Here is a 24,934-nt window from a genome sequence, read left to right as displayed (position 1 = left end):
ACACCGCAAGGGTCGGCCTGATACCCGCCAGCGCCACCTAACCACTAAAAATAGAACAGCCGCTAGGGTATACCCCACTCACAGTCGTCGCAAGCCGGGCAACCCGGAGAGAGCTTTCCAGCAAGTGAAATTGGGGCGCTGTTGATAGCCACACGCTTGGTGGCTAAAGCGAGCGATTACTCGGCTTCGGCCAGGGCGACAACCGAACGGTTGCGACCGCGTTCCTTGGCCAGATAGAGGTGCTGGTCGGCCAGATTGAGCATGGTCATGCAGTCATCCTTGCCCAGTTCTGTTGCCAAACCAAAACTGATGGTCACCTGTAAGCCCGGTTGCAGCGATTGCCAATCAAACTCGGCGATACGCAGGCGAATTCGTTCAATCATGGTAAAGGCTTCACCAACATCGGCTTCGGGCAGAATAATGGCCAGCTCCTCACCGCCGTAGCGAGCCACGATATCGCCCTCTCGCACATTGCTACTGATAAGCTCCGCCACCCGATGCAACACCGCATCACCCACACTGTGGGAGAAGTTGTCGTTGATCGATTTAAAGCGGTCGATATCGCCCAGCACCACCGCGAATGGCTGGCCATAGCGCACGGCGTTGGCGTGCAGCAGACGAAACTGTTCATTGAAAAAACGGCGATTATGGAGTCCGGTCAACTCATCGCGGATACTCAACTCTTTCAGCTCCCGCGCCTGTTGAGCAATGGTTTGGTGGGAAACCTGCAACTGCTGGTAGGTATTCACCAGCTCCTCATTCATCCGATTAAAAGCCCTTGCCAGGGCGCCCACTTCGTCGGTGGAGTTGGACTCCACCCGCTGGTGTAACTGACCATTGCCCATCCCCTCCACCGCTCTGATTAACTGCTGCAGACGCCAGGAGAGCCGGTTCCCCCAGAAATAACCCACAATCAAAATCACCACCAGCGCAAACAACAGGCCGGTATAGAGCGAGGTGCGCAGAACGTCCAGATAGGTTTTATCGATGGCGGTTAGTGCGGGAGCATCCTGGGTGATGGCATAGGCAAGGGTTTTACCATCAACCTTGATCGGATCTTTTACCGGGTAATCAGCCAGATGAAGCCGTTCGCCCACATCAAAATGCTTACTAGGCACCAGCACATGACCTTGGTAATCCACCACGATAAATTCAAAGGGTGCCGAGCGGGGTGCCGGTGGCCGTGGCAGCCCGGGTTCGGAATCGGACCTCTGCCCCGGTTGGCTATGCCTGTATTCACGCAGGTAACGCGCGAACTGATAAGCCTGAGCCTCTGTGCCCCACGCTTGATCCTGTGGCAGAGGATTCTGTTGTAAAAAGCCGGCAATGCTCTGCTGAAAAATTTTATAGTGCTGCGCTTTGGCGGCAGAGATGAAGCGCTGTTCAATCAGCTTCGGAGTCACCAATGCGACCGCAGTCAACGCCAACAGAGAACTGGCCAACATCGCCAATATCAAGCGTGATTTTAGGGAGTTGAACACAAGCAGCCTTCCTAGCAAACAGACAGAAGCGCCAAACCAGAGAGTTTATGCGCACGCGAGCTATAGCATAGTAGAGTTTTCTAAAGTAACCAGTTTTTATTGGCAGCCACGCAGACCGGCTGAGGCTGCTGTTTAAAAAACGGGCTATTAAAATTAAAAAAGCAGGCTATTGCGCAGGACTGTATCGCAAAACCTGAGTGTTGCGCATGAGCTGCGCGTAGGAGATCTCCAGCAATTGAATCGGCTGGGAGTCAAAATTGATGGTGCCCGTTAAACGGGCTTCATAACAACAAGGCTCGGCTATCGCTTGGCTTGCAGGTAGATGGGGTAATAGGAATTCAAGTAGAGCGCCGTCTTTGATCTCTATTTTTTCGCTGCTATTTTGCAACAGCGCTGGGCTGCTGATGATCTCAGTCAGCAGTTGAGCCGCTGTGGCAGCACTGCTGTCGAACAGAAATAGTTTTATGTCACCCTGGGGCAAAGATTGTGCAACCAATAATCCGCTTACCTCGGTCACGCAATATTTGTGGTATTTAAATTTAGACGGATCGCTATTTGGGCTCATCAGTTTTTTGCCAATCAAAAGTTACACAAGTTTGCACCTGGGCCTGAGTTAAATATCCAGGTCGATACCCGTGTGCTAAACACTTGGCCCAACACGCGCAACAAAAACTTAAATGTCGCTACCGGAAATTCGATTACACATTCAAACACCACTTCAAATACCCAACGGTCAACGTCTCCTTGACCGTGGCATCTGCTGGGCCAAAACAGATAGCTGAGCAGAAAACCTAGGAGCCCAATAGCGGTACAGAGCCATAGGAGCTACCTTTGCTAAGAGCCACCAACGCCATGACGCCTAAGGCGTAGAAGAGGGTTGCGCATATCTCCCTATGCCAGCTCATTGTGCTTCTTTCTAAGCTGCAATAGTGTTCGCATTTTATTTTTCGCGCGTCCCCCCATTTGAACAGCCCACGGCTATCAATCCGGCCGCTTTAATTCACCTTCCAGTAATTTCCAGATGCCATCGACATTGGCAATCACTTTATCACCACTTTTTACCAGGCCACGCACAAACACCAGTTGCCGGGTTTGGCGCACCACCTCCGGCTGCAAGGTGACAAAATCACCCATCTTAGCGATGCCGACAAATTGGGTATTGAGGCTTGTGGTAACGCACTGTTGCGCCTTTTCACCCATGGCGAAGACAACACCCATGCCCAAGCCAATATCGGCAAAACTCATCAACGCGCCGCCGTGCAGGCTGCCGATATGGGTGTTGGCATGACGCTCGGCAACCAACAAGCCAATGGTTGTGCCCTGCTCCTCCTGTTTACGCCAATAGGGGCCTATGTAACCGGTGAACCCCTGTTGAATATCCATCTTTACCCAGCCCGCCTGTTCCAGCGCGGTAAACTGTTCCTGCTCACTTACCATAGCCATGCCATCACTGCCTTTATTTTTGTGCATAAAAAAAGCGGACCATGGCAACACAGTCCGCTCTCTAATTTTCGATGTTCAGCCGGGTCCGATAACCGAAAGCCAAAGCTGCCGGTTTAGGCGAAACAGTGTTCGGCCACCACCTGCGCCTGGCCACCGCGGCCACCCAGGTCAGAAATAAGGGCCTTCATGCGGTAGGTCCAGAGGTGTAGATCCATCTCCAGGGTCATACCCATGGCACCGCTCATCTGGTGCACGTCGTAGATGATGCGAGTGGCGCTGTCCTGGGCGTGCAGACAAGCCAAGGCGGCATCACCGGCATCACCAGACCAAGCAGCCTTTAAAGCCAACCAGCGCACACCGCCGGTTAATACGGCGCACTCAGAGAGGCGATGACGCAGCGCCTGGAAAGTACCCAGCGGACGGCCAAACTGCTTGCGCACACTCACGTGCTCAACAATGCAGTCGAGGGCGGCCTGCATCAGCCCAGCAATTTCAGCGGCGCTAGAGACGCGCAGCCAAGTTTTCACGGTGGCGGCGGTTTCGGCATCCAGGGTTTTTACCTCGGGTGAGCCCACCAATTTACCCATGGGGTAGGCAAACAGGGAGTCCGGCAGCGCTTCGACATCACCCGCTTGCGGGTGGGCGATACCGACCGAGTCACCATCGATAATAATCAGAGTTTTAGCCATGGCGACAAAGCGGCCGGGACGACCATGCTCAATCACACCAAAGGGGCGCGGCAGTTCGATGTCGAGGTGCGGACGCACCAGCATGGAGAGCGCCACCTCGGCGGTGTAGGGCAACTGGGCTAAACGGGCGACAGAGACCGCCGCTGACAGTGGCCCCATCTCCGGTACTGCGGCAATTTCAAAGTAACCGCCCTCTTCTAATTCACGATCGAGATCATCGCTAACCAGGGCAAAGCCGTGGAAGTCGACCGGTGACGAGGAGAAATCTTCGGCCAGCTTATCGATGGCGCCTTCAACCGCGAGCTGGTCTTCGTTGAGTGTTAAATCCATCAGCGTGGCTCCCTCGGCAGTTCCAGGAATTGGGTGGCGATAATGTTGAGCTGAATCTCAGCGGCGCCAGAGGCGATACCGGCAACAATGCCGCGCTGGTGGTGGGCAAGCAGCATGGGGTGCACGCCACTGATCGCTTCCGGTATGTGCTCAACCACAAATTCGCTGACCAATCGCTCACAGATAACGGTGGAGAAGCGGCCAACGCTGGCCTCCGGCCCGGCCTGAATCCCTTTGGCGCGCTTGTCGATAATAAAGTAGCTGAACCAACGAGCGGCTTCACAGGCTGCGTGGGCCTTGGCGGCTTGCTCAATAGCGCCACCAACAAAGCGGCCCTCTTGCTTAAGCAGAGTGACGGCATCGCGCAGGGTTTTTGAGGCCAGTGAGAAACGCGGAATGCCCACGCGCTCCAGCGACAGCACCTGGCCGATAATCTCCCAGGCCTGGCCTTCGGCGCCCAAACGCCATTTCTCGTGCACTTCCACGTCGTCAAAGAAGACCTCGTGGATATCACCCTCACCAATAATGGAGGGAATATCGCGCACGGTGATGCCCGGGGTGTTCATAGGCACCAGGAAGATGGAGATACCGTTTTTGCCGTCGGAGGTGCGCGCCAGCAGGAAGCAGGTGTCGGCATCGCCGGCGTAGGAGGTCCAGATCTTCTGGCCGTTGATTTTGTAGGTGTCGCCCTCTTTCACCGCGCGGGTGCGCAGGCTGGCCAGGTCGGAACCGGACTCCGGTTCGGAGAAGCCCTGGCACCATAAGGTTTCACCACGGGCCATGGGTAGGATGTGAGTCTGCTTTTGCTCTTCGGTACCGAACTTCATCAGGATTGGGCCAATCCAGTTGACGTTCATGTACTGGCCACCACGGGGTTCACCCGCCATCCACATCTCTTCAGCGAGGATAAACGCTTCCCATGGATCGGCATCGCGGCCGCCCCATTCACTGGGCCAATGAGGTACGAGTAACCCAGCAGCGGCCAGGTCGGCACAGATTTTCTTGGCAAAAATGGTTTGCTCTTTTGAGGCGGGGCCGTGCGCTATGTGCTCCCAGTTTTCCGGCAGAGTGTTTGCCAGAACTTCGCGAATCGTGGCACGAAACGCCGCCTGTTCTTCAGTCCAGTTAAAGTCCATCCGATGTCAATCCGAATTAGCGGTTTTTAAAGCGACCAAACTCCGGCGATACCGGAGTTTGGCGCTGCTATTAGGAGGATGTGAGCGTGCGGCTTACTCGCCTTTGCTCTTCCCTTTACTGCCAATCATCGAGATGTATTTCTCAATACCGGCAAGGTAGTCCGGGTTGAGCATCAAGGTGCTGTTGCCCAAACGTTCAATATGACGAGCCTGATCGCGGCCCAATTCGTGGCAAAGTTCAATCGCCAGCTTAGCCATACCCATCTGTTCACCGTTGTTACCGGCGAGATGTTCACAAAAGGCCATCACATCCGCGTCGAAGGTCTCATCTGAGTAAACTTCGTGCACCAAGCCCATCAGCAAAGCACGCTCAGCGTCGGCCGGCTTATTGGCCATAATCAGGTAGCGAGCCCAGTGCGGGCCAACGTAACGGGTTAAGCGACTAACGCCGTTACTGGCGGGTAGCACACCAAACTTGCCTTCCGGGAAGGAGTAGCTGGCGCTCTTGGCGGCCAGGCGGAAATCACAAGAGAGGGAGAGTTCCAGACCACCACCAACGCAGGTGCCTTGGTGGGCGACCACGATGGGCTTCTCTATGTGCTCCATCTCGTCGTAAATGCGGTGCATGCCATGCAACTTCAGGCGATGCTTTTCACGAATTGCAACGCCGGTGCGGTCAATTTGTGGCGCGCCATCACTGTTATCGCGCAGGTCGGCGCCAGAACAGAAGTAGCGGCCGGTGGCGCGGATCAGCATCACCTTAAGCGCTTCGGTATCACGAAATTTGTGTAGTGCATCTTCTAACAGAGCCATCGTTTGGCCGGTCAGAGCGTTGAGTTTATCCGGACGGTTAAGGGTACAGACCAGGGTCGCGCCCTGTGCTTCAATCAACAAATGCGGTGCTTCACTCATGCTCGATATCCCCTTAGCGTGTACGCGGCAGGCCAAGCGCACGCTCGGCAATCATGCTGCGGTGAACTTCACTGGTACCACCGTAGATAGTGGTACCGTGGGCGTGACGATAAGCCAGGTTAACTTCACCGGCGGCGCCTTCGCGTTTGGAAAGTGAATAGGGAGCAGTCAAATCAAGCAAGTCGCGGGAGTCGGACTGGAACTTCTCGGAGGAGAACATCTTGGTCATGGGGCCATAGGCTTTATTCTCCCGGCCGGTAACACCCACCCACAGCGCACGGTTACCCAGCACTTCACCTATGTAGGTGTGCAAACGGGCTCGGGCCAAACGTTTTTGCGCATCAACGTCTTCAATTAGCGGTTTGCCGTTGTAGGTAATTTCGGCACACAGCTCTTCGGCATCCTCAAACATTGCACGCTGGGCTTTCATAAAGCCGCCGCCGTGCTCCAGTGCCAACGCTGCGGCCATCACTTTCACGCCGCCATTCACCTCACCCAGACGGTACTTGTCAGAGACCCGTACAGCATCGTAGAAGGTGGCGTTAGTGCGCTCGTCCTGGAAAGTGAACACCGGTTGCACCTCAATACCTGGGGAGTCCAGCGGTACCACAAACATGGTCAAACCCTTGTGCTTGGGCACGTCGGGGTTGGTGCGGGTCAGCATCAATACATACTGGGCAATGTTGGCACCACTGGTCCACATCTTGGCACCATCGATTTGCCAGGAGCCATCTTCCAATTGCGTAGCCTTGGTTTTAGCTGCAAATACGTCGGAACCACAACCGGGTTCGGAGTAGCCCAAACTACAGATGGCGTCACCACTGACGATTTTGGTAAGCACCTCTTGCTTTAACTCGTCATTACCACACTTGTCGATCATGGTACCGACCAGCATTGAGGTTCCCACCGGGTGGCTGGTCCAACCGTGTTTTTCCCAAACGCCCATCAATGCCGATTTAACATAGGGTTCTACTTCCCGACCGCCCAACTCTTTGGGCCAGTCTGGAAAGAGGAAGCGGTTCTCAGCCAGCTTTTTATGCACCCCGCGGTCAAAACCATCGAAAGAGTAGTGTGCCTTGGCACGCAGCTCTGGGGTCAAAATTTCGTTGAACAGATCGTCCAGCTCTTTGGCCATGGCATCAGCCTCTTCGCCCAGGTCGAAGTCGATACCCACTTCGCCCACATCGGGCAGAGCGGCCACTTCACCGGCAAACAGGCGGCGACCGGCCTCTTCCATCAGGCGGTTGATATCGCCGAATACCAGCGGCCAGGCTTTGGCGCGCAGGTTGTAGAGGTGAATATCGTATTCGGTGGCCAGACCATAACCGCCAAAGGTGTGCAGCGATTGGGTGACCGCACGGGCGGCGGTGTCGGCATTCCAGTAGAGGCTCATGGAGATCTGTGCACCGGCATCGGCCACACCTTTGGCGATATCGTGAATCGCTTTCCAGGTGACATACTTGCCGCCATCAATCTCGGTAATCAGATCGGCCAATGGGTGAGAGATCGCCTGGTAGGCACCGATGGGCTTGTCGAAGGCGATACGCTCACAGGCGTACTCGGCGGCCATCTCCACGGCGGTGCGGGCCAGGCCAGAGAGGGCCACGGCCATCAGCAGTTTCCACTCTTCCACGCCCTGCTCAAATACGGCAACAGCCTCTGGGCCCTCGCCAAGCACAGTGGCTTCGGCACTGGCGAAATCGATTTCGGCAATACAGGTGGCGGCCAGGTTCTCTTCAAACCGCTCGGTCTCGGGCAGGGTGTAGAGCAGAACGGAGTTGCCGTTCTTGGCGATCACAGCGTTGGCGACGGCGCCGCCGGCCAGCCACTGTTTCGGCTGACTGGCTACGTCGTGGTAGGCAATAGTGACAATTTTGGAGCCGGCCATCAGCGCTTCGTAGAGTTCGGCCTGGCTGTCGGAGGCCAGGGTCATCAGTACGCGGGCAGAGACCAGGGTTTCCGCTACCGGGCCGGAGGCCAGGGTACGACCCACCTCTTCCATCAGCACCGCAGCGTCCATCACGCCCAGGCCCAAGCCACCCAACTCTTCCGGAACCCGCAGACAGAAGGCCCCCAGCTCGGCCAGGCCGGCCCACATTTCGGCATCAAAACCATTTTTTTCGGCAGCGGCGCGCACGCGCTCCATGCTGCTCATCTCATCCAGGAAGCCTGCGAATGAGTCACGCATCATTCGCTGATCGTCGGAAAGCTCAAAATTCATCTTCGATTACACTCCGGTAAGTAAAGGGTCGTCCGCTGTGAACGACTTTGCCGAAAGATTGCTACTGGTTGCGCCGCGCTCGGGCACTGCATTGGCACCCTTTGAGCCGCCCACCAGCTATTGTTTTTGTCGGTTTGTGCAGCCCGGAGAGCTTGTCCTTAAACCCCTGTTGTAGCCGCATTTTCTAGGCACTGAAAGGGTTTAAGGGTACAACGGCGAGCCGTTTTTAGTCAACAATGGTGTTCAGTAGTGTCTAGTTTCCAGCCCCTGTCCAGGGGCTGGAAAAGGGCTGTTCAACGGGCGCTGAATAGCCGCCAGCAGGGGTGAAAATGGTGTGCTTGGGGTGTTGGTTATCCGACTGAAAGCGGCCCAAAATCAGACCCGTAGAGACCCCAGGCGAGCAGCTGCCTGGGTTTTGAAACGGCAACTCAAACGACTACTGGCAACGAGCCACCAGGAAGATGGGGGAAAACCGTTACTCGGCCAGAGCCAGCAGGATGGTGGCCGTAAAACTGCCACCACCGGTAACAAACTTGCCACCGCCCTCCCGCGCCAGCCGCTCCAGATAGGTTTTGCCATTGGCGTTGGAGCCGGTGTTGACGAACACGGTGGAGACCTGATTCTGCTCGCCCTGGGCGTGAAAGCGGCTGGCACTGGCAAAGGTGGCGCTCACTTTGTCGGCGTAGGTGGGGTTGTCGGTGATGATAATAATGGTTTTGGCCTGGGTAACCGGCCGCCAGCGCATGGCCAGCGCTTTGTTCAAGGCCAGGTCCACCGCCTCTTCCACATCCTGATTGCAGTTGGATGAGCCGGGCTTCATGGTGTTGGCGAAATTCTGCAGGCTGGAGAGTGTGGTGTCGGTGAGCGGGGTAATCTCCAGGCTGCGGATGGCCCCCTGGGGCTCGCAGCGATCTTTAAAATCGATAATGCCCATGGCGGCATCCGGCGAGAGGTTCATAATCAGATCGGCCAGCTGCACAATTTCTGTTCGAATACCGGCCACCTGCTCATCCATACTGGCCGTGGTATCCAGCGCGATAACAATATCGATGGTGGGGAAGGAGACTTTGGAAGTGCTGCGCTTCTGCTCTTCGAGCTCATCCTCCAACTCCTTTTTCTGCTGCTGCAGATCGCTGTTCTGTTGCTCGAGATCAGTGTTGACCTGTTTCTGCTCCTCCAGATCTTTTTGCGCCTGTTCCAGCTCATCACGCACCTCGGCCACCAGTTCCGGGGAGTCGCCGGTATTGGGAAAAAAGGGCAAGGCCATAATGGCCAGCAACATAAACGCACCCAGTGCCGAGGCAAACAGGTCGAGTGCCGACATGCTGAATACGTTTATCTCCCTGCTTCTGATTTTCATCTAGTACGCCTTAATTCCACGACATTGATCCGTTAACAACGGCTTAGTGTAACCGACAAAACAGCGGTGACTGTAGGTTGCAACCTGCAGCTTTCGATTGCCACCCTCTGCTCTACAGAGGCACAGGCCCCAAAAAAATAATCGGCACAGCAGCCTTTCAAGCTTAGTAAAAAAGTTACGTTACTTTCTAAGTAAAAAAATTGCGTTGCATTTCACGTTTCGGCCATCCAACGCAGAGCATCAATTAATCGGCGAACATCAGGTAAGGAGAACCCCATGGCCAGCCATCTAACTGCCATCGGCATCTACTCCGAGGAGGAGTTGATCACCTTTATGGAGACGGTCTGGGCCGGCGACAGCTGCCGCCCCTATCCGGCCAACGAGCCCACCTCGTTTTGTCTGCCCGCCGCCCGCGCCGAGCTCTGGCTGCACCCGGCCGCCAGCTGCTTTATCCCCACGCTCAGCACCGGCCACACGGTTAACGTTCGGCCAGAGGCGTGGCTGCCCGATGACGACAACCACTGCCCGTTCTGTAGCCTGCTGGCGGTGGATGTGTTGAGCCCCGATGGCCACCTGCTCTATCCACAGCTGCTGGCCGTGGGCAATTGCGAAAAAGCGCAACAGGAGATCACTCTGGGTAAAACCGTTGCACTGCCAATCACCGCGTTTGTGGAAGGCGGTGAAGTTTGGCCCGACCTGGCTGCCTTCCAAAAGGCGATGAGCGCAGAGGATCAAGGGCCGACCATTGGCCCAGGTTCGTTTTTCCCCGAAGGCCCTTATGCCGTGCTCGAAGCCCGTCAGGCCTTTGCTCCGCTAGCCACATTCTGTGGCGTGGTGGTAGCGACGGAACTGGAGGCCAACCCCGTCACGGGCCACCGGTTTCGCCTGGCCAGCGTCGAGTGCGGCGAAACTATTTTTCAATGTGTGATGGATTTTCGTGAATTTCCGGAACTTACCATTGGCAACATCGTCTATGTAAGCAGTTGGCTGAGTGTTGCCAGTTAGTGGCCTACTCAGCGAGGGCTTTAAGGGCAATCGCAGCAAGCCAGTTTTCCCAAACCTGTTTTATCAAGTTAGTTATTTAGTTTCGTTGTTTTTATTTATCCCCGTTAACCGGTGGGCCGTAGATGTTCCCAACAATCTATCGCCACACCGGTTTTTTTATGGGCCTTATTTTCTCTCTCCTTTCATTCCTTGCCACGCTTTAGCTCTAGCTACGCCTGGCGCAGCTAGAGCTCCTGCACCAGACGAAAACCGACATCGTCGTCATCGTTGGCCATCTCAAAGCCATTGCGGAAAGAGGAGCGCAAAAAACCAGGTTCAAAATACCAGGAGCCGCCGCGAATCACCTTTACTTCGCTGTTTTCACAATCCGTCTCACTGGCGGCTGCACCCTCGGCTGAGGCATTGTCATAATTGCTGGTCAGACAATCGGCCACCCACTCCCAGACATTGCCGTGCATGTCGTACAGACCAAAGTCGTTGGCGGCGAAACTTTTCACACTGAGCGTCTGCTCGCGATAGTTACCGGTATCGGCACTGCAGCCATCGAGCGTGTAGTTGCCATCGTAGTTGGCCAGGTTGGTGGTAATACAGTCACCGAAGGAGAAGTTGCTGCTGGTACCGACACGGGCGGCGTACTCCCATTCGGCTTCAGTGGGCAGGCGGTAGTGATTGCCGGTCTGCTCACTCAACCACACCGCATAGGCGCTGGCATCGTACCAGCTGACATGGATAACCGGCCGCGTTTGCCGGCCCCACTCTTCGTCGTAAGGTTGTTCCCGCCCGGTTGCCTGGGCAAATCGGTCGTAATCGGCAAAGGTCACTTCGGTCTCCATCATAGCAATGGTTTTAGCGATAGTTACGCTGTGCACTGGTTGTTCGTCCTGGTCGCCGTTGCTCGAGCCCATCTCAAATTCACTGCTCGGCAACACCACAAAGCGTGGGCCGGCACCGCCATCTTTTAAACGCGCCTGCAGTACCTCGCCAATTTTGTAGTCGCCATCCGGGCGAATAGGCGGCAGTAGCGGGCCACTGCTGATCGGGTCATCACACTGGTAATTGCAAAACCCCGCCCCGATAAAAAATGCGGCGATGGTCGTGATCACCCCCACCCCGGCGACAACCGCCAACGGCCACTTGGCGCAGGGCTTGTCTGTTGCTGCGGGCAGGGTTGGTGAAACTGAGTTAGTTGAGGCGGGCCTGGGTGAAGAAGCGTTGGCTGAAACGGAATTGGCTGCGGCAGTAGCAATCGCCGCCGTTGCTGAACCCGCCGCCGGCTGCCAGTGGCTGGCACTGGCCGATGAGAGCGCGCTCAGGGCGGCTACCAACTCATCCGCAGATTGATAGCGCTGCTCTTCGGTCAACGCCAGACAGCGCTCAATAATGGCCAGCAGGCCTGCGGAGTAGCTCGTCAGCGCCGCGGTGGCGGGATTGCCCAGCGGGTCTGGGGCATTGCGGATCTTGGCCGACAAGCGCGCCTCCACCGCCTGTGGGTTGCGGCCGCTGATCATACGCCACATGACACCACCGAGCGCGTAGATATCAGTCCAGGGGCCCAAACGGCCCTCCTCTTCCACCTGCTCGATAGCCGCATAACCAACGCTGTAGGGCGCCATCGATTTGCTGTGCTGACTGTAGTTCTGTTTGGCCGCGCCAAAGTCGATCAGCACCGGCTCTTCGGTGTCCCTGCGAATTAAAATATTGCCGGGCTTGATATCGCGATGCAGAACACCGGCGGCGTGCACCGCGCGGATGCCATCCAGCAGCGGCAACATCACATCCAGAATTTGCAGTTCAGAGAGCGGTGCGCGCTTCTCCTCGCGTCGGCTGAGCAGCTCCGCCAGGGTGATGCCGTGCTCATACTTCATCACCAGGTAGGCGGTGCCGTTGGCTTCAAAAAAATCGAGGCACTCAACAATGTTTGGGTGCGAGCCAAACTGTTTTATCTGGCGCGCTTCCGCCAGAAAGCGTTGCAAACCATCGGCGTAGAGTTCCTGGTCACTGCGACTGAGGGGCGTTACCGTTGCCTGTTCACGCACCGAGATATCCGTAGGCAGATACTCTTTAAGGGCAACCACCCGGCCGGTGTTGGTATCGGTCGCTTTATAGACGATGCCGTAACCACCGCTGCCAAGAATTTCATCAATACGATACTGTTTCACCAGGCTGCCAAAATTCAGTGCCAGGCGATGTTGTTCGTTAACCAAGCTTATCTCCTTAATTGTGTGCGCGCCGTTATAAACGGCAATGCTCCATCCTCACGCCATAAGCCGCGCTTTATCAGCCCGGCTTGGAGCGCTATTCACAGCAGAGTTTGGAAGGACATCTACAGAAAAAGAACGCACGCAAAATTATCTTTTGTTGCCAACGCTGCATGGTTGGCCAATTAGCTGTCATCACCGGCAGAGCGCTTTTAGCGATGCAACAGCCACCAGCAGTAAGGGGATGGCAGACCAAGGCGATTGGTTTCAATCCAACCACCTTGGTCAGGGAGAGATTAATCGTCCAGGTTGTCGCAGGTGACCGTCAGACTTTGATAAGTCCCTTCGTCATCCGGGTAGAATTGCCGCATCTCCACCTCCTCGCCCTCGACGGTGTAGGTGTAGTCACCGCGCCAGGAGTAGTCGTTGCCGGGAATACGAGCAAAGAAATAGACGTACTCTTCGTTGGTGGCAATCACCCGGTCGAGATCACTAACGCGCATATAGTTTTCTTCATCCGGATCAAAATTCCACCAGCCAACGTTATACCAATTACCATCGGTGGCATCCCGGTAGCGGAACGCGACCTCAACATTTTTACGGCAGTGGTTAATAAAGTAGAGCCGGCCGGTTAAGGTAAGCTCCGCCTCCTGGTTTACCCGCGAGCTGCCCACATAGACGGAGTTGGTCCAGTCGTTGTAGCCAGATTTGCTCACCCGGATATCATGGTTGCCCTGGCCGACCCGATAGGGGCTGGAACCGGTATAACCCACGTAGTCGCCATCGATGTAAAGGCTGGCACCGCTAACGTCTGCGGTCACCACCAGCTCACTGTATTGCACCGCCTGCTGCAGACTCACCTGCAGACGCTGATCGCTACTGCTGAGGTCAGCGGTGACGGTTTTCGATTGGTAGCCATCGGCTTTAACCGTTACCCGGTACTGGCCCGCCTCCAGGCTCATACCGGCACTGTAACTGGGCTTAATATCCGGCAACACAATGCGGGCATTGCTAGGCGTGGTCTCCACCCACAAGCGATAGCTGGCCACCGCCGGCTGCAGAGTAACGTTGATGGTGCGATCGCGGTCGGTAAGGTCAACCCACTCATCAAAGGTTTGATAGCCACTGGCACTGACGCGAATCTGGTGGCGCTTGGCCTCCAGAGCAACGCCGTCGGCGTAACTTTTTGAGCTGGTGATGATCGCCACCTGGGCGCCAGCGGGTGACGCCTCCACCCACAAGCGATGGCTGCCAACACTGTCGAGCACAGCCAACTCTATTTGCAGTGTTTGGTTACCGCCACTTAAATCGACCCACTCGGTGGCCGTGCTGTAGCCATCGGCACTGACCCGCACCTGGTGTCGGCCTGCATTAAGCAGCATACCGGGCCGGTAACTGGCGCTGGTACTTAAAATCTCCACCTTGGCATTGGCGGGTTGAGCCTCCACCCACAGTTGATGCTGTACGCCACCGCCGATTCCCTTCAGCACCGCAAACACCACTGCGGCGACTACGGCTAGGGCCACCACCAAAATGGGCACCCAGATCACCGCTTTATTGCCGCCGCCGCTGCCGCCGGGGTTGGCCGCCGTCGGCGCTGGTCTGGGCGCTGGTCTGGGCGCAGGCCTGGCAGCCGGTCTGGGGCTGGGCGCTGGAGCTGCTGGCCGGGTAGCGGCCGCCACGGGTTCAGCGCCACCGGCCAGTTGGTTGATCAGATCGGCCGCCGACTGAAAACGGTTCTCTTCGGTCAATTGCAGGCAGCGATCAATCGCCTGCAGGAAGGGCTCACTGTAACGGCCTCGGCCGAGCTCCGCCGCTGGCGTTAACGGGTCGGGATTACCACGCACCAGGGCGTTGGTGCGCTTCTCCACCGGCGGTGGGTTCTCCCCGGAGATCATGCGCCACAACACCGCACCAATGGCGTAGAGATCGGTCCACGGGCCGAGGTTACCCGCCTCTTCAATCTGTTCGATGGCGGCATAGCCGGGGCTGTAGGGCGCCATCGATTTACTGTGTTTACTGTAGTTCTGCTTGGCGGCACCAAAGTCGATCAGCACCGGCTCTTCGCTATCCCGACGAATAAAAATATTGGCGGGCTTGATGTCCCGGTGCAGCACCCCAGCTGCGTGAATGGTTTTTAAACCCTGCAGCAGCGGCAAAATAATATTGAGAATCTGCGCTTCGCTAAGCGGCTTGTTGGCGCGCTTGCGCTGGTTGAGCAGATCCGACAGCGGCATACCATCTTCAAACTGCATCACCAGATAAGCCGTACCATTAGCCTCGAAAAAGTCGTAGCAGCTAACAATATTGGGCTGATCTTTAAACTGCACCAACTGTTTGGCTTCCGCCAAAAAGCGCCCCAGGCCATCCTGGAAGTCGCTGCGCGAAGCCTGGCTCAACGGGTGAATCTGGGTCCCTTCGCGCACGGCAATATCGGGCGGTAGAAACTCTTTAATGGCGACCAGCTGCCCCAAAAGGTGGTGCTCGGCCTTGTAGACAATACCAAAACCGCCATGACCCAATACCGAGTCGATGCGGTAGGACTGCAACATGGTGCCTATCGGTAAGGCATTTTTCAGTTCAGATTGACCCGACAAGCGTCTCTCTCCTGCTGTAACTGTGTGGCTTTTTGGGGTGTCACTGTGCTAACACACCCAGGGTTTCAACAAACGGGCAATAAGCCGCCTAAGGGCAGGTTGATACCCGAAATTTTTTGCTTGAATTAAATAAATAGTAGAGGCAGAAACAATTGGCCACCCGACTGGATGTTTTCAGTCATAAGCGGCCAAAATTGTTACTCCAGGTTATCGCAGGTAATCCGCAGCTTTTTGTAGCTGCCCATGTCGGTCAGCGTCAGATAGCGCATCGACAAGGTTTCACCGGCCACGGTGTACTCATAATCGCCCGTCCATGAGTAGTCGTGATCCGGGATACGGCCGTAGAAATAGAGCGTGCCATCACCCACGGTAATCACCCGGTCCAGATCCGTCACACGCATATAATTCTCTTCGTCGGGCTCAAAATTCCACCAACCAACGTCGTACCACTGGCCGTTGATGGCATCTTGAAAGTGGAAAGCCACTTCGACATTCTCGGTACACTCATTGACAAAGTAGACCCGCCCCTGGTGGGTCAGCTCTGCGGTTTCAGTAACCGTAGAATCGCCCACCCACACCTCTTTTTCCCAATCGTTGTAATCGGTCTTGCTCACCCTCACCTGGTGGTAACCCTGATCAAGGGAGTAGGCCTTGGGCCCCGTGGCGCCCATGTAATCGCCATCGATATAGACCGCATCGCCAGAGACATTGGAACGCACAACCAGTGCACCGGTGGCGACCGACGCCAGGTTGGCATCGAGGTAGGTATAGCCATCGACCCAGACGGTTTCGTCGTAGTCCTGGTAACCATCGCGGCTGACTGTCACGTCGTGTGTACCTGAATCCAGATAGTAACTGCGCCCGGCGTCTCCCATTTCGACACCATCAATCCACACCCGGGCATCGCTAACATTGGCATAGACATAAAGCTCATCGGCTTCAGCGACGGCAAAGCCGCCAGTCTCCTTAAAGCCGACCAAAAGCGTAACTAATACCGTCACGCCAGCCAGAATAAACAGCACCAGGCCCGCCTTTTGATTACCCGGGCGGGTGGCCAACTGGTCGGATCGATCTTTGACGACCAGGCTCTCCAGAAAATCTTCGCCATCAGTCAATTTGGCTTCCGGCGGCGCGTAGGCAGCCTGCGCACCAGTACTGGCGTGGTGGGACTTGACATAAACCTCGCTACCTTGATGAAGCGCTTCCAGCCGCCCGGCCCGAATGGAGGCGATAACCGAGTCTGTGGACTGCCGGGTTTGACGGGCAAACTCCGCCACCGGCACAAAGTAAGCGGGAATCGCCTCCGGTTCTGGCGCCGATTGTGCGGTGGACCGCGCGCCCGCCTCACGGGAGAGCGCGGCCAGCAGTTCATCCACCGATTGAAAGCGGTCGGTTTCGTTTAATTTCAGGCAGTGGTCGATGGCCGACAGCAGTGTTTCCGAGTAGCGCCCCCGGCCCAGTTCGGTAGCCGGAGTCATTGGGTCTGGCTTGCCGCGAATCATGGCGTTGGTACGGCTCTCCACCGGTGGTGGGTTTTCACTGGAGACCATGCGCCACAACACACCGCCAATGGCGTAGAGATCGGTCCAGGGACCGAGGTTGCCCTCCTCCTCAATCTGCTCAATAGCGGCATAGCCGGGGCTGTAGGGTGCGCGGGATTTACTGTGTTTGGAGAAGTTCTGTTTGGCAGCGCCAAAATCAATTAACACCGGCTCTTCGGACTCCCGGCGAATAAAAATATTGGCCGGTTTAATATCGCGGTGCAGAACCCCCTGGGCGTGAATGGTTTTCAAGCCATCCAGCAAGGGCAGAATAATGGAGTAAATTTGTTCTTCGTTTAACGGGGCGTTACTGCGTTTGCGGGCGGCGAGCAGATCCGACAGCGGCATGCCATCTTCAAACTCCATCACCAGGTAGGCGGTGCCATTGGCCTCAAAAAAATCGCGACAGCTGACAATATTTTTGTGGGCTTTAAAGCGCACCAGCTGTTTGGCTTCATCGAGAAAGCGTTTTAACCCCGCCTCAAAATCGACCGCGGCGGAGGTACTCATCGGGTGGACAGAGGTAGCCTCGCGTACGGCAATTTCAGGAGGTAAAAACTCTTTGATGGCCACGTGTGAATCGAGATGCTGATGCACGGCCTTATAGACGATGCCAAAGCCTCCGTAACCGAGCACGGCTTCAATCCGATAGGATTGCAACATCGTGCCGATAGGCAATGCATTTTTTAATCCCGAGTCATCCACTTGCTATCCCCTACTCTCTTCCTGATCAATACAGTTGAAAAAATTACCAGCCTGCGACTGTCCTGTCTGTTTCCCGTTGGGCGCTAGTGCAGCCATTGGATGGCCAAATACGCAAACACAACAGCCACACCGTTTACCGAATAACCAATTTTTTGCCAGTGGCGAAAAACAGACTCTGTTTACACTCTCGACACTTTTGTCACCACCACAGTGCCGGCCATCTTGTCGTGCCAGGACTGCTTGCGGTCATCCCAAGCCACCCATAAAAAGCCTAAACCACAGGGCACCGAGGAGACGATGTAACCCAAAAAGCGGCCAAAATATTGTGCGAAGGAGGGCTCTTCGCCGGTGCGGGCATCGACGATTTTCGCAGTCACTGCCATCTTGCCCGGAGTCGCTTGGCGGTAGAGCCAAAATCCCAAAATAATAAACGGCTGAAAAAAATAGGAGACAATCAGAGCGCCGGCGCGTATCTCTCCAGCACTGTAGTAGTCGAGCCCGTATATAGCCAACACCAAACCGTTGGTTACCACCGCCAGGATGACGTAGTCGATAATAAAAGCCCCGAACCTGGCCCAAAAACCGGTGTACTTGTATGCGAAGTTGCTGTTCGCGTCGCTGGCCATAGCTGTTCCTTTCTATTTTCTGCTGTGCGTTAAATAAGTATTAAGCGGTAAGTGTTTACCGAGTTAATAGTGCAATACATAAGAGTAGCCGGCGATTCGGATCAGCTGGCCACTCCTAACCAATTGTGGCTGGAACGGTTTCAGGTCAACGCCATCGACCATGGTGCCGTGGCTGCTGTTGAGATCTTCAATCGTCACCACACCCTGGCGCAGTCGTAAACGACAGTGACGACGGGAGACCATGTCACTGGCCATCTCCACATGCACCAGCTCCGCCGCCCGGCCCAGCACCTGCCCTTCGGGGCCTTGCAACAGCTCGGTGAAGAGCGGTATTGATTCGCTGCCATCGAGCGCCTCAAGCCGGCCGAATCGCGAGCCCGCCTTGTTCGGTACCGGTATCGTGGCCTCGACCTGACCATAACTGCCGCCCGAGGCGCGATAGTCGGGCTCCGGCGTCGGGGCTGGAGTCGGCGCAGGCGCGGGCTTATTGCGGTAGTGCTGGTTGGCACCGTAAGAGGGATCCTGTCCCTCTTTCGAGCCGCCAAGCAGTTTCACCAAAGCGACAATGATCACCACCAGGCCGGCCAGGCCCAGGATCAGCAACACCAGGGTGCGGCCATCCAGTTGCAGCCCACCACTGCCGCTGGGTCCGGGATTAGTGCGCGGCGGAGGTGTTTGGCCGGGGTCAGCGGGTGGCTCTGCCTCTGGCTCCGGCTGGGGTTCGGGTTCGGTGGGCTTTTGCGTATCGGTAGTCGTTGGTGCGGGCGGCTCCGGTGTGGCCGCCAGCGGGCAGACATTGGCAATACCGATGGCATCCATGGCCTGATGCACGGCGCGGTGCTCTTTGGAGTTGGCGCCGTAGATCATCTCCGCCACCTCGGCAAAGGCGCAGCGGGCATCGCTGAAATCGGCCTGGGAGAAGAGCGTGGCGGCACCGGCCAGAGCGTAGATCTGGGTCGCCTTGATCAGACCTATCCCCTCGACACTGGGACCAGTGCCAAGGCGCGGGTGCGTGCCCCCCGCTGCCAGCAGGTAGAAACCGACGTTGGTAATAGAGGAGTTGATATGCACGCCGCCGTTGTCGGCCTGCATGTAGACAAAATCGCGATAGTGATCAGGGTAGTTGCCGGTGCGCTTGGGCTCCTTAACATTGCGCAGGTCACCGTCGGGGCCACGCAGGCGCCAGATATCATCGGGCAGATGGGCCGGCAGATTGCTGCTGGCGTGGCCCAACTCATACCATCCGCGAAAACCAACGCCGATGGCATCGGCGATGGACTCATTCAGCGCACCGGACTCCCGCTGGTAAACCAGGCCGCTGCCAAAGCCGATAATACCGTGGCCCAATTCGTGGGCCATTACCTCAACAAAGCGGTGGCCGTCGGCGGTTAGATAGAGGGATTCCACATCCTGCCGCCAGAAGGCGTTGAACTCACCGCCGATACACTGCGGATCTGGCGAGGCCTGGTGAAAGCGAACGTTGGTGAAGGCGGTTAACTCCGCACCGCGGTTATTGACGCTGTCCATGTCGTAGACCGAGGCGATAAAGTCGTAGGCGTTACCGAGCAGGTCGTACACCTCGTCGACATTTTTGGAGCCGGAGTTGCCCTGCCCTTCCAACCGTGAAAAACCATCGTAGGCGATCTGCTGCAGTTGCCCACTGGTATCGGGCATCACCAGTGAGTCGACGTCGTTGTCGCGGCAGGCGGCGTTAAAGTCGGCCACATGGCGATCGCGAGCGGTGTGCTCCAGCGCCTGGCGCTGCAACAGCTCGCCATTTTCAGCGCTGATAAAAACCGCCTGTGCCTCGATCTGGTCTGCCACCAGAAATTCACCGGTCAGTTGATAGGCGAGAATCAGCCGGCCATCATCCGCCGGCCAATAGACCAGCTGCTCAGCCACCGTTTCAGTATCCACCGGCTTGGCCAGCACCAGTGCCTCAGCCAGTGAGAGGCTGGCAATACTTGCCGCCTCACCATAGCCCTGGTGTTTGCCCATAAAATAGGTGGGCTGCCCGGAGGGGCCGATAATAAGCCGCGAATCGTTACCGACCACCGGCCGCTGTTGATGACTCTGCTGTACCGGGTAGACGGCATAACCGCCGATCGCTCGGCCAGCGGCACTCACCATTAGCTGGTCGCCCGCAAGCAAGCCCAGCTGCGGCGCCAGGGTGTCGGCCAACCACTGGTTGATCTGCGCCTGGCTGCGCAGTGCCGGCGCCTGCTTATCGAAGGCTAAATGGGTTGAAGCGATCGAGCTGGCCGGATGGCGACTATCGGCGTTTTCCCCCTCCGCCCAGGCTTGGCCGGCCACCGCTAACACTGCCAGTAAAACCAGGCGATAGCGTAATCTCGATAAACTTTTCACGACGTTGATCTTCCCGTTCCTTAGGGCTGTTGAATGGTCTGTGGGTTGCTTGCCTGATGAGCTCTTTTAAAAGCCGCCACCGCGGTGGTGAATGACGGGTTCGGTAAAGAGCAGCGTGGCGTCAGTGGCGCTGAAGATGGTTTCCGACTCCTCGCCGTCGATGCTTACCAATCCACGCCAGGCCAATTCGTAGCCATAAGGGTCTTTAAAGATGATCAACGTGCCTTGCTCTTCGCTGGTGATGGTCTTGTTCAGTTTAGCAGCCGCTGTTGTAAGTGCCTCTTCGAAGGAGAGCTTGGGCTCGGTATCTAACTCGATATCGGCCACGGTTTTGCCAGACAGGCGAATCATTCTGCCCTGTTTCACAATCGCCAGAACCTCTGCGCCAAACACCGGAATCTCCTTGTGGGTCTGCTGCATGCGAATCACTTTCGCCGACCCCAGCGCCGGTGGATTAGCACCGCTGTTGGCGACGGAGTCATCCGGGCCGATGGCACCGGAGTCGCGCAGAATATCGGCGGCTTTACCCGGCACCTCCGACTCATCGGCCACTGGCACATCCACCTTGCGGCGTTCGGTGGTGATCGGCCCGGGCTGACCACCGCTGCTGGTGCCGCTGGTTTCACCGGAGTCCTCGGAGGCCGGCTCCTCTTTCGGTGCCACCACGGCGAAGCCCATCATCAGTGGATGGTTCTGCGAGGCTTTGCTTTTGGGTTCATGGGGCGCAGGCTCTTCCGGTTGCACTTCTGGTAACGCTTCCGGTAATTGTGCAGGCTCTGCGGGCTCAACAGTTTCAGATTCCATTGGCACCGTTTCCGACTCGGGCAGAGTCGGCTGACCAGCCTCCACGGTAGTGGCGTCTGGCCCCTCGGTTTTGGCGGTGCTGCTCTTCTCACCGGAGGGGGGTGGCTTGGGCAGCCCTGAGGCACCGCCACCTTCACTTGAGCCGCCGCCACTGCTACCGGTTGACGCTGGCGCACTGGCTTCCAAAGGCGACGGCGCCTGGTTACTGCGTTTTTCTGCCGGCAGTGAAGGTTCGGAGGGGAGCGCCTCCGCCTCTGTTGGCATAGACGACCGGGTTTTGTCGGCCGGGGCGGAGAAGAACCAGAAGCCAAGCACCGCCAATAACAGCAGCACACCCACCAACAGCAGCATCAGCGCCGGCTTGCGACTGCTGCTCTCAGCCACCGCGCCTGGGCCGGCAATGCGTGCCACCACCACCGTGGTGTTATCGTGCCGCTCTTCTCGGGCGATGCGTTCAGTCACCAGCTTTTCGAGGCTCGCTTGGCTCTTGATGGTGGACTGCAGCTCGGTCAGTTGCTGCTTGGTGTAGAGCTCCCAAAAGCCATCGGAGCAGACAATAAAGGTGTTGATGCCACTTAAATCCCAGTGCTCGATCTCCGGCTCCGGCTCATCGTCGCCGCCGACACTGGTGGTCAGCTTGTTCTGATCTTTATGGGTGGCCATCTCATCTTCAGTGATTCGGCCCTGTAACACATGCAGTTGGGCGATGGAGTGGTCGGTGGTGCGTTTGATATAACTGTTACCGCGCAGCTGAATCACCCGGCAGTCTCCCACATGAATCGATACCGCCTGGCCATCACGCACCAGCAACGCAGCCATGGTCGAGCGCGGCTGCAGGCCGACGGCATTGCCGGCAACATTGACCGTCGCCTGCGCCGAGTGCACTAAATGGTGTAGAAAAGCTTCATTCTCTGTCTGGTTTTGACGCGCCTGCCAACACTGCTGGGCCGCTTCGATCACCGCCTGGGCGGCAATGCTGCCCCCCTTGTGGCCGCCCATACCGTCCGCCACAACCACCAGCCACTCCTCATTTTCCGCTGCGGAAAATACCTGGAAGCGATCTTGGTTTTCATCGCGTTGGCCGATATGACTAAAGCCGATCGAAGAAAAATGAATTGCCATGCGTGAGCTGCCCCTCATGTCGTTGTAATGCAGAAAGCCTATATTGCCCGGCGCCAAACATCCAATCGGCGCCTATATTATCTAAAGCGAATTAGATAGAGGTTAGTCGCTGATTGGAGGGACAGCCCACTAATTGCGACAGAAATTTTCACGACTGTTCGCAAATTGACCAGCAGTGTCGCTACGCCGCTGGTAATTATCGCCGGCCGTTCGCCTGGACAGTGGCTGACGCTGTTATATTCTTTTCTTTGTCCATCCAAGCTGAGCATTGTCTATACTTTAGCTCTTGAGAAGGATGAACATTGTGGTGAACGCCGTTTTGGCTCTCCGCACTACTATCCAATACTCGGGCAACAGAGCGCACGCAGCACATGGAAAGGAAATAAAGGGGTTTACGCTTGTTTACGACCATCACCGCCGGTCGCTCCGGCTCAGCAGATTACGTCATCGACCACGAATCTGTCTCCCGTACCCACGCCGAAATTACCCGCAGCCAGAGCGGGCGACTCTACCTGATTGATTGCGGCTCCACCTGGGGCACCTATGTCTGGCGCGATGAGCAGTGGCAGAAACTGCAACAAGGCTATATTAAACACAGCGAAACACTCGCCTTTGGTAAACAGAAGGTGCCGGTGGCAACACTCGACGCCCTCTGTCTGGAGCGCTCAAAAAAGCGCACTCCCCCCTCCCCCAACAACCACTTTGATCCGGTCTCGGTAAAACCCCGCCGCAATGCCATTACCGGTGAAGTCGAAAAATAGTCGCGCACGCTATTTGTCAGTTACAGAACCTGACTAAGGAAACTGAATGAACCCTCTTGAATTGGATGAACAAAAAACACGGGTAATTACAGCCCTCGGAGCACTGTTGGTGGCGCTGGTGTTTATTGGCATCTGCTCGTTTTTAACGCCTGCGTCCAGCGCCGCCACCGGCGAAATCCGAATTCCCGATGTACTGTTCGATCGCAGTAACGGCCTCTACCCATTCACCATTCAAAACGTCATGTGGGTGATGTTTTTTATCGGCCTGGGCGAGCTCTGGGTGCGTTACGCGCGGGCCAGCCGCGAAGCCCAGCAGCTGCGCTTTAATATTTTGCCGGAAGGCGACGACACCATGCTGCGCGCCAAAGATCTGGTGCCGATTTTTCAAACCATTATCGAGCGCAAACAGTCCCGGCACTTCTTTGTGCAGCGTTTGGCGCAGCGGGTCATTTTGCAGTTCCAAAGCAGCCGCTCCATCGACCAGGCCAACTCCCTGCTCAACTCCAGTATGGAATTGATGCAGCACGAGATAGACCTCAAGTACAACATGCTGCGCTACCTGGTCTGGTTAATTCCCACGCTCGGTTTTATTGGTACTGTAATCGGTATTGCCCTGGCGCTGTCGGACGCCTCATCCATGCCCGACGTCTCCAACAGCGACGCCATCCGCGTCTGGCTGGGTGGTTTAACCACCAAGCTGGGTATCGCTTTCAACACCACCCTGGTGGCCCTGATTATGTCGGCCATCCTGGTTTTTCTGCTGCACATTGATCAGGGCCGCGAAGAGATGGCACTCAACGGTGCCGGCCAATACTGCATTGATAATCTTGTTAACCGCTTATACGAAGAGAAGTAACTCCGGAGGTGTACTGCTATGTCGATTAAACGAGGCCCAGACGGCGTCCCCTACGAGGAGCCAACCAAAATCAACCGCGACCAGTCACCGGCGCGCAACAAGCCGGGTGGCTCGCTGATGGATTTCGAAGACCAGAGCGGCAGCTTTGGTGGTGAGCAAGCCACCCGTCCGCGCACCGCCGCAGACGACAGCGGCCTCACCATGCAGGTGCCTGGCGGCAGTCTCTTCCCCGATGAACCGCCTACCCAGGCGCCGAAAAAAGCCGGCGGCGCGGCCAGTACCGCCAGCGCCGGTGTCGAAAACGCGCCCGCCGCCGACGACCTGGATGAGCCCAAAACCATGATCTACCGCAATAAAGCCAAACCCGCAGCCACCGCCCCAGATGCTGTGGCAGCAGCCGCGGCACCGGTGGAAACCGATGCCATGGCCGACCCCATCTCCGGCTGGCTGGTAATTATCGACGGTCCCGGCAAGGGGCACTACGTCAAGCTTGGCTATGGCCACAACAGCGTTGGCCGCAGCCCCAATGAGCGCGTCAGCCTCGATTTTGGCGATGGCAACATCTCGCGCAACAACCACCTGATGATCACCTTCGATCCGCGCGGCAAGCAGTTCTACGTGCAACAGGGTACCGGCACCAACATGGCCTACATCAACGATATACCCGTAATGGGGGCTCAGAAGCTGGAAGCCTTCAGCCATATCGCCCTGGGCGACACCACCCTGCGTTTTGTGCCGCTGTGTGGCGACGATTTCACCTGGGATTAATGGCGGAGCCAC

At 56.6% G+C, this 24,934-nt stretch carries 18 protein-coding genes; 4 read left to right on the top strand and 14 right to left on the bottom strand.

The genetic code is table 11. The features are described 5' to 3' along the window. Positions 1-176 precede the first annotated feature (176 nt). The 8 genes from SBL51_RS19110 to SBL51_RS19075 form a co-directional block, all read right to left on the bottom strand. Positions 177-1,481: a diguanylate cyclase gene (locus SBL51_RS19110; protein WP_317932727.1), complete on the bottom strand. Its 1,305-nt coding sequence runs from the start codon at positions 1,479-1,481 to the stop codon at positions 177-179. A 166-nt stretch (positions 1,482-1,647) separates the two neighbouring features. Further along, on the bottom strand, positions 1,648-2,064 hold the full coding sequence (locus SBL51_RS19105) for a hypothetical protein (protein ID WP_317932726.1): 417 nt from the start codon (positions 2,062-2,064) through the stop codon (positions 1,648-1,650). Between the two features lie 398 nt (positions 2,065-2,462). Then, positions 2,463-2,951: a PaaI family thioesterase gene (locus tag SBL51_RS19100; RefSeq protein WP_317932725.1), complete on the bottom strand. Its 489-nt coding sequence runs from the start codon at positions 2,949-2,951 to the stop codon at positions 2,463-2,465. Between the two features lie 86 nt (positions 2,952-3,037). Continuing rightward, positions 3,038-3,943, bottom strand: coding sequence for an acyl-CoA dehydrogenase family protein (locus tag SBL51_RS19095; protein ID WP_317932724.1), 906 nt, complete (start codon positions 3,941-3,943; stop codon positions 3,038-3,040). After that, positions 3,943-5,079: an acyl-CoA dehydrogenase family protein gene (locus tag SBL51_RS19090; protein ID WP_317932723.1), complete on the bottom strand. Its 1,137-nt coding sequence runs from the start codon at positions 5,077-5,079 to the stop codon at positions 3,943-3,945. The genes SBL51_RS19095 and SBL51_RS19090 overlap by 1 nt, the downstream gene beginning before the upstream one ends. A gap of 93 nt (positions 5,080-5,172) precedes the next feature. Then, the gene (locus tag SBL51_RS19085; protein ID WP_317932722.1) at positions 5,173-5,991 is read right to left on the bottom strand and encodes an enoyl-CoA hydratase/isomerase family protein; all 819 of its coding nucleotides are present in this window, start codon (positions 5,989-5,991) and stop codon (positions 5,173-5,175) included. Positions 5,992-6,004: 13 nt separating this feature from the next. After that, on the bottom strand, positions 6,005-8,212 hold the full coding sequence (locus tag SBL51_RS19080) for an acyl-CoA dehydrogenase (protein WP_317932721.1): 2,208 nt from the start codon (positions 8,210-8,212) through the stop codon (positions 6,005-6,007). A 475-nt stretch (positions 8,213-8,687) separates the two neighbouring features. Then, positions 8,688-9,572: a vWA domain-containing protein gene (locus SBL51_RS19075; protein WP_317932720.1), complete on the bottom strand. Its 885-nt coding sequence runs from the start codon at positions 9,570-9,572 to the stop codon at positions 8,688-8,690. Between the two features lie 276 nt (positions 9,573-9,848). On the opposite strand from SBL51_RS19075, the gene SBL51_RS19070 reads away from it, so the two are divergent. Then, positions 9,849-10,577, top strand: coding sequence for a hypothetical protein (locus SBL51_RS19070; RefSeq protein ID WP_317932719.1), 729 nt, complete (start codon positions 9,849-9,851; stop codon positions 10,575-10,577). A 224-nt stretch (positions 10,578-10,801) separates the two neighbouring features. Here the strand turns inward: SBL51_RS19070 and SBL51_RS19065 are convergent, their stop codons facing one another. From SBL51_RS19065 to SBL51_RS19040, 6 genes are all read right to left on the bottom strand, one after another. Then, positions 10,802-12,781 carry a bifunctional serine/threonine-protein kinase/formylglycine-generating enzyme family protein gene (locus tag SBL51_RS19065; protein WP_317932718.1) on the bottom strand — a complete coding sequence of 660 codons (1,980 nt, stop codon included), beginning with the start codon at positions 12,779-12,781 and terminating at the stop codon, positions 10,802-10,804. Between the two features lie 290 nt (positions 12,782-13,071). Further along, positions 13,072-15,372 (bottom strand): protein kinase domain-containing protein, encoded by a 2,301-nt coding sequence (locus SBL51_RS19060; protein ID WP_317932717.1) that lies wholly within the window; start codon positions 15,370-15,372, stop codon positions 13,072-13,074. Between the two features lie 197 nt (positions 15,373-15,569). Further along, complete coding sequence (locus SBL51_RS19055) at positions 15,570-17,618, bottom strand: serine/threonine-protein kinase (RefSeq protein WP_317932715.1); 2,049 nt, start codon at positions 17,616-17,618, stop codon at positions 15,570-15,572. 179 nt (positions 17,619-17,797) lie between these two features. Beyond that, the gene (locus SBL51_RS19050) at positions 17,798-18,244 is read right to left on the bottom strand and encodes an RDD family protein (protein ID WP_317932713.1); all 447 of its coding nucleotides are present in this window, start codon (positions 18,242-18,244) and stop codon (positions 17,798-17,800) included. 63 nt (positions 18,245-18,307) lie between these two features. After that, the gene (locus SBL51_RS19045; RefSeq protein ID WP_317932712.1) at positions 18,308-20,611 is read right to left on the bottom strand and encodes a M4 family metallopeptidase; all 2,304 of its coding nucleotides are present in this window, start codon (positions 20,609-20,611) and stop codon (positions 18,308-18,310) included. Positions 20,612-20,677: 66 nt separating this feature from the next. Beyond that, positions 20,678-22,537 (bottom strand): protein phosphatase 2C domain-containing protein, encoded by a 1,860-nt coding sequence (locus tag SBL51_RS19040; protein WP_317932711.1) that lies wholly within the window; start codon positions 22,535-22,537, stop codon positions 20,678-20,680. A 398-nt stretch (positions 22,538-22,935) separates the two neighbouring features. On the opposite strand from SBL51_RS19040, the gene SBL51_RS19035 reads away from it, so the two are divergent. Genes SBL51_RS19035 through SBL51_RS19025 form a run of 3 tightly spaced genes read left to right on the top strand, consistent with a single transcriptional unit; the run spans position 22,936 to position 24,922 of the window. Further along, on the top strand, positions 22,936-23,298 hold the full coding sequence (locus tag SBL51_RS19035; protein ID WP_317932710.1) for an FHA domain-containing protein: 363 nt from the start codon (positions 22,936-22,938) through the stop codon (positions 23,296-23,298). A 46-nt stretch (positions 23,299-23,344) separates the two neighbouring features. After that, positions 23,345-24,154, top strand: coding sequence for a MotA/TolQ/ExbB proton channel family protein (locus tag SBL51_RS19030; protein WP_317932709.1), 810 nt, complete (start codon positions 23,345-23,347; stop codon positions 24,152-24,154). Positions 24,155-24,172: 18 nt separating this feature from the next. After that, positions 24,173-24,922, top strand: coding sequence for an FHA domain-containing protein (locus SBL51_RS19025; protein ID WP_317932708.1), 750 nt, complete (start codon positions 24,173-24,175; stop codon positions 24,920-24,922). Positions 24,923-24,934: the final 12 nt, after the last annotated feature.

It is taken from the genome of Halioxenophilus sp. WMMB6 (assembly GCF_033283405.1).
Taxonomy (GTDB): domain Bacteria; phylum Pseudomonadota; class Gammaproteobacteria; order Pseudomonadales; family Cellvibrionaceae; genus Halioxenophilus.
The sequence above is the reverse complement of the archived record's forward strand: the minus strand, read 5'-3'. Positions and strand labels throughout refer to the sequence as shown.

Excerpts from the sequence above, each read along its gene's own strand:
- SBL51_RS19100 (WP_317932725.1), bottom strand. The coding sequence starts at position 2,951 with ATGCACAAAAATAAAGGCAGTGATGGCATGGCTATGGTAAGTGAGCAG.
- SBL51_RS19095 (WP_317932724.1), bottom strand. The coding sequence starts at position 3,943 with ATGGATTTAACACTCAACGAAGACCAGCTCGCGGTTGAAGGCGCCATC.
- SBL51_RS19090 (WP_317932723.1), bottom strand. The coding sequence starts at position 5,079 with ATGGACTTTAACTGGACTGAAGAACAGGCGGCGTTTCGTGCCACGATT.
- SBL51_RS19085 (WP_317932722.1), bottom strand. The coding sequence starts at position 5,991 with ATGAGTGAAGCACCGCATTTGTTGATTGAAGCACAGGGCGCGACCCTG.
- SBL51_RS19080 (WP_317932721.1), bottom strand. The coding sequence starts at position 8,212 with ATGAATTTTGAGCTTTCCGACGATCAGCGAATGATGCGTGACTCATTC.
- SBL51_RS19075 (WP_317932720.1), bottom strand. The coding sequence starts at position 9,572 with ATGAAAATCAGAAGCAGGGAGATAAACGTATTCAGCATGTCGGCACTC.
- SBL51_RS19070 (WP_317932719.1), top strand. The coding sequence starts at position 9,849 with ATGGCCAGCCATCTAACTGCCATCGGCATCTACTCCGAGGAGGAGTTG.
- SBL51_RS19050 (WP_317932713.1), bottom strand. The coding sequence starts at position 18,244 with ATGGCCAGCGACGCGAACAGCAACTTCGCATACAAGTACACCGGTTTT.
- SBL51_RS19040 (WP_317932711.1), bottom strand. The coding sequence starts at position 22,537 with ATGGCAATTCATTTTTCTTCGATCGGCTTTAGTCATATCGGCCAACGC.
- SBL51_RS19030 (WP_317932709.1), top strand. The coding sequence starts at position 23,345 with ATGAACCCTCTTGAATTGGATGAACAAAAAACACGGGTAATTACAGCC.
- SBL51_RS19025 (WP_317932708.1), top strand. The coding sequence starts at position 24,173 with ATGTCGATTAAACGAGGCCCAGACGGCGTCCCCTACGAGGAGCCAACC.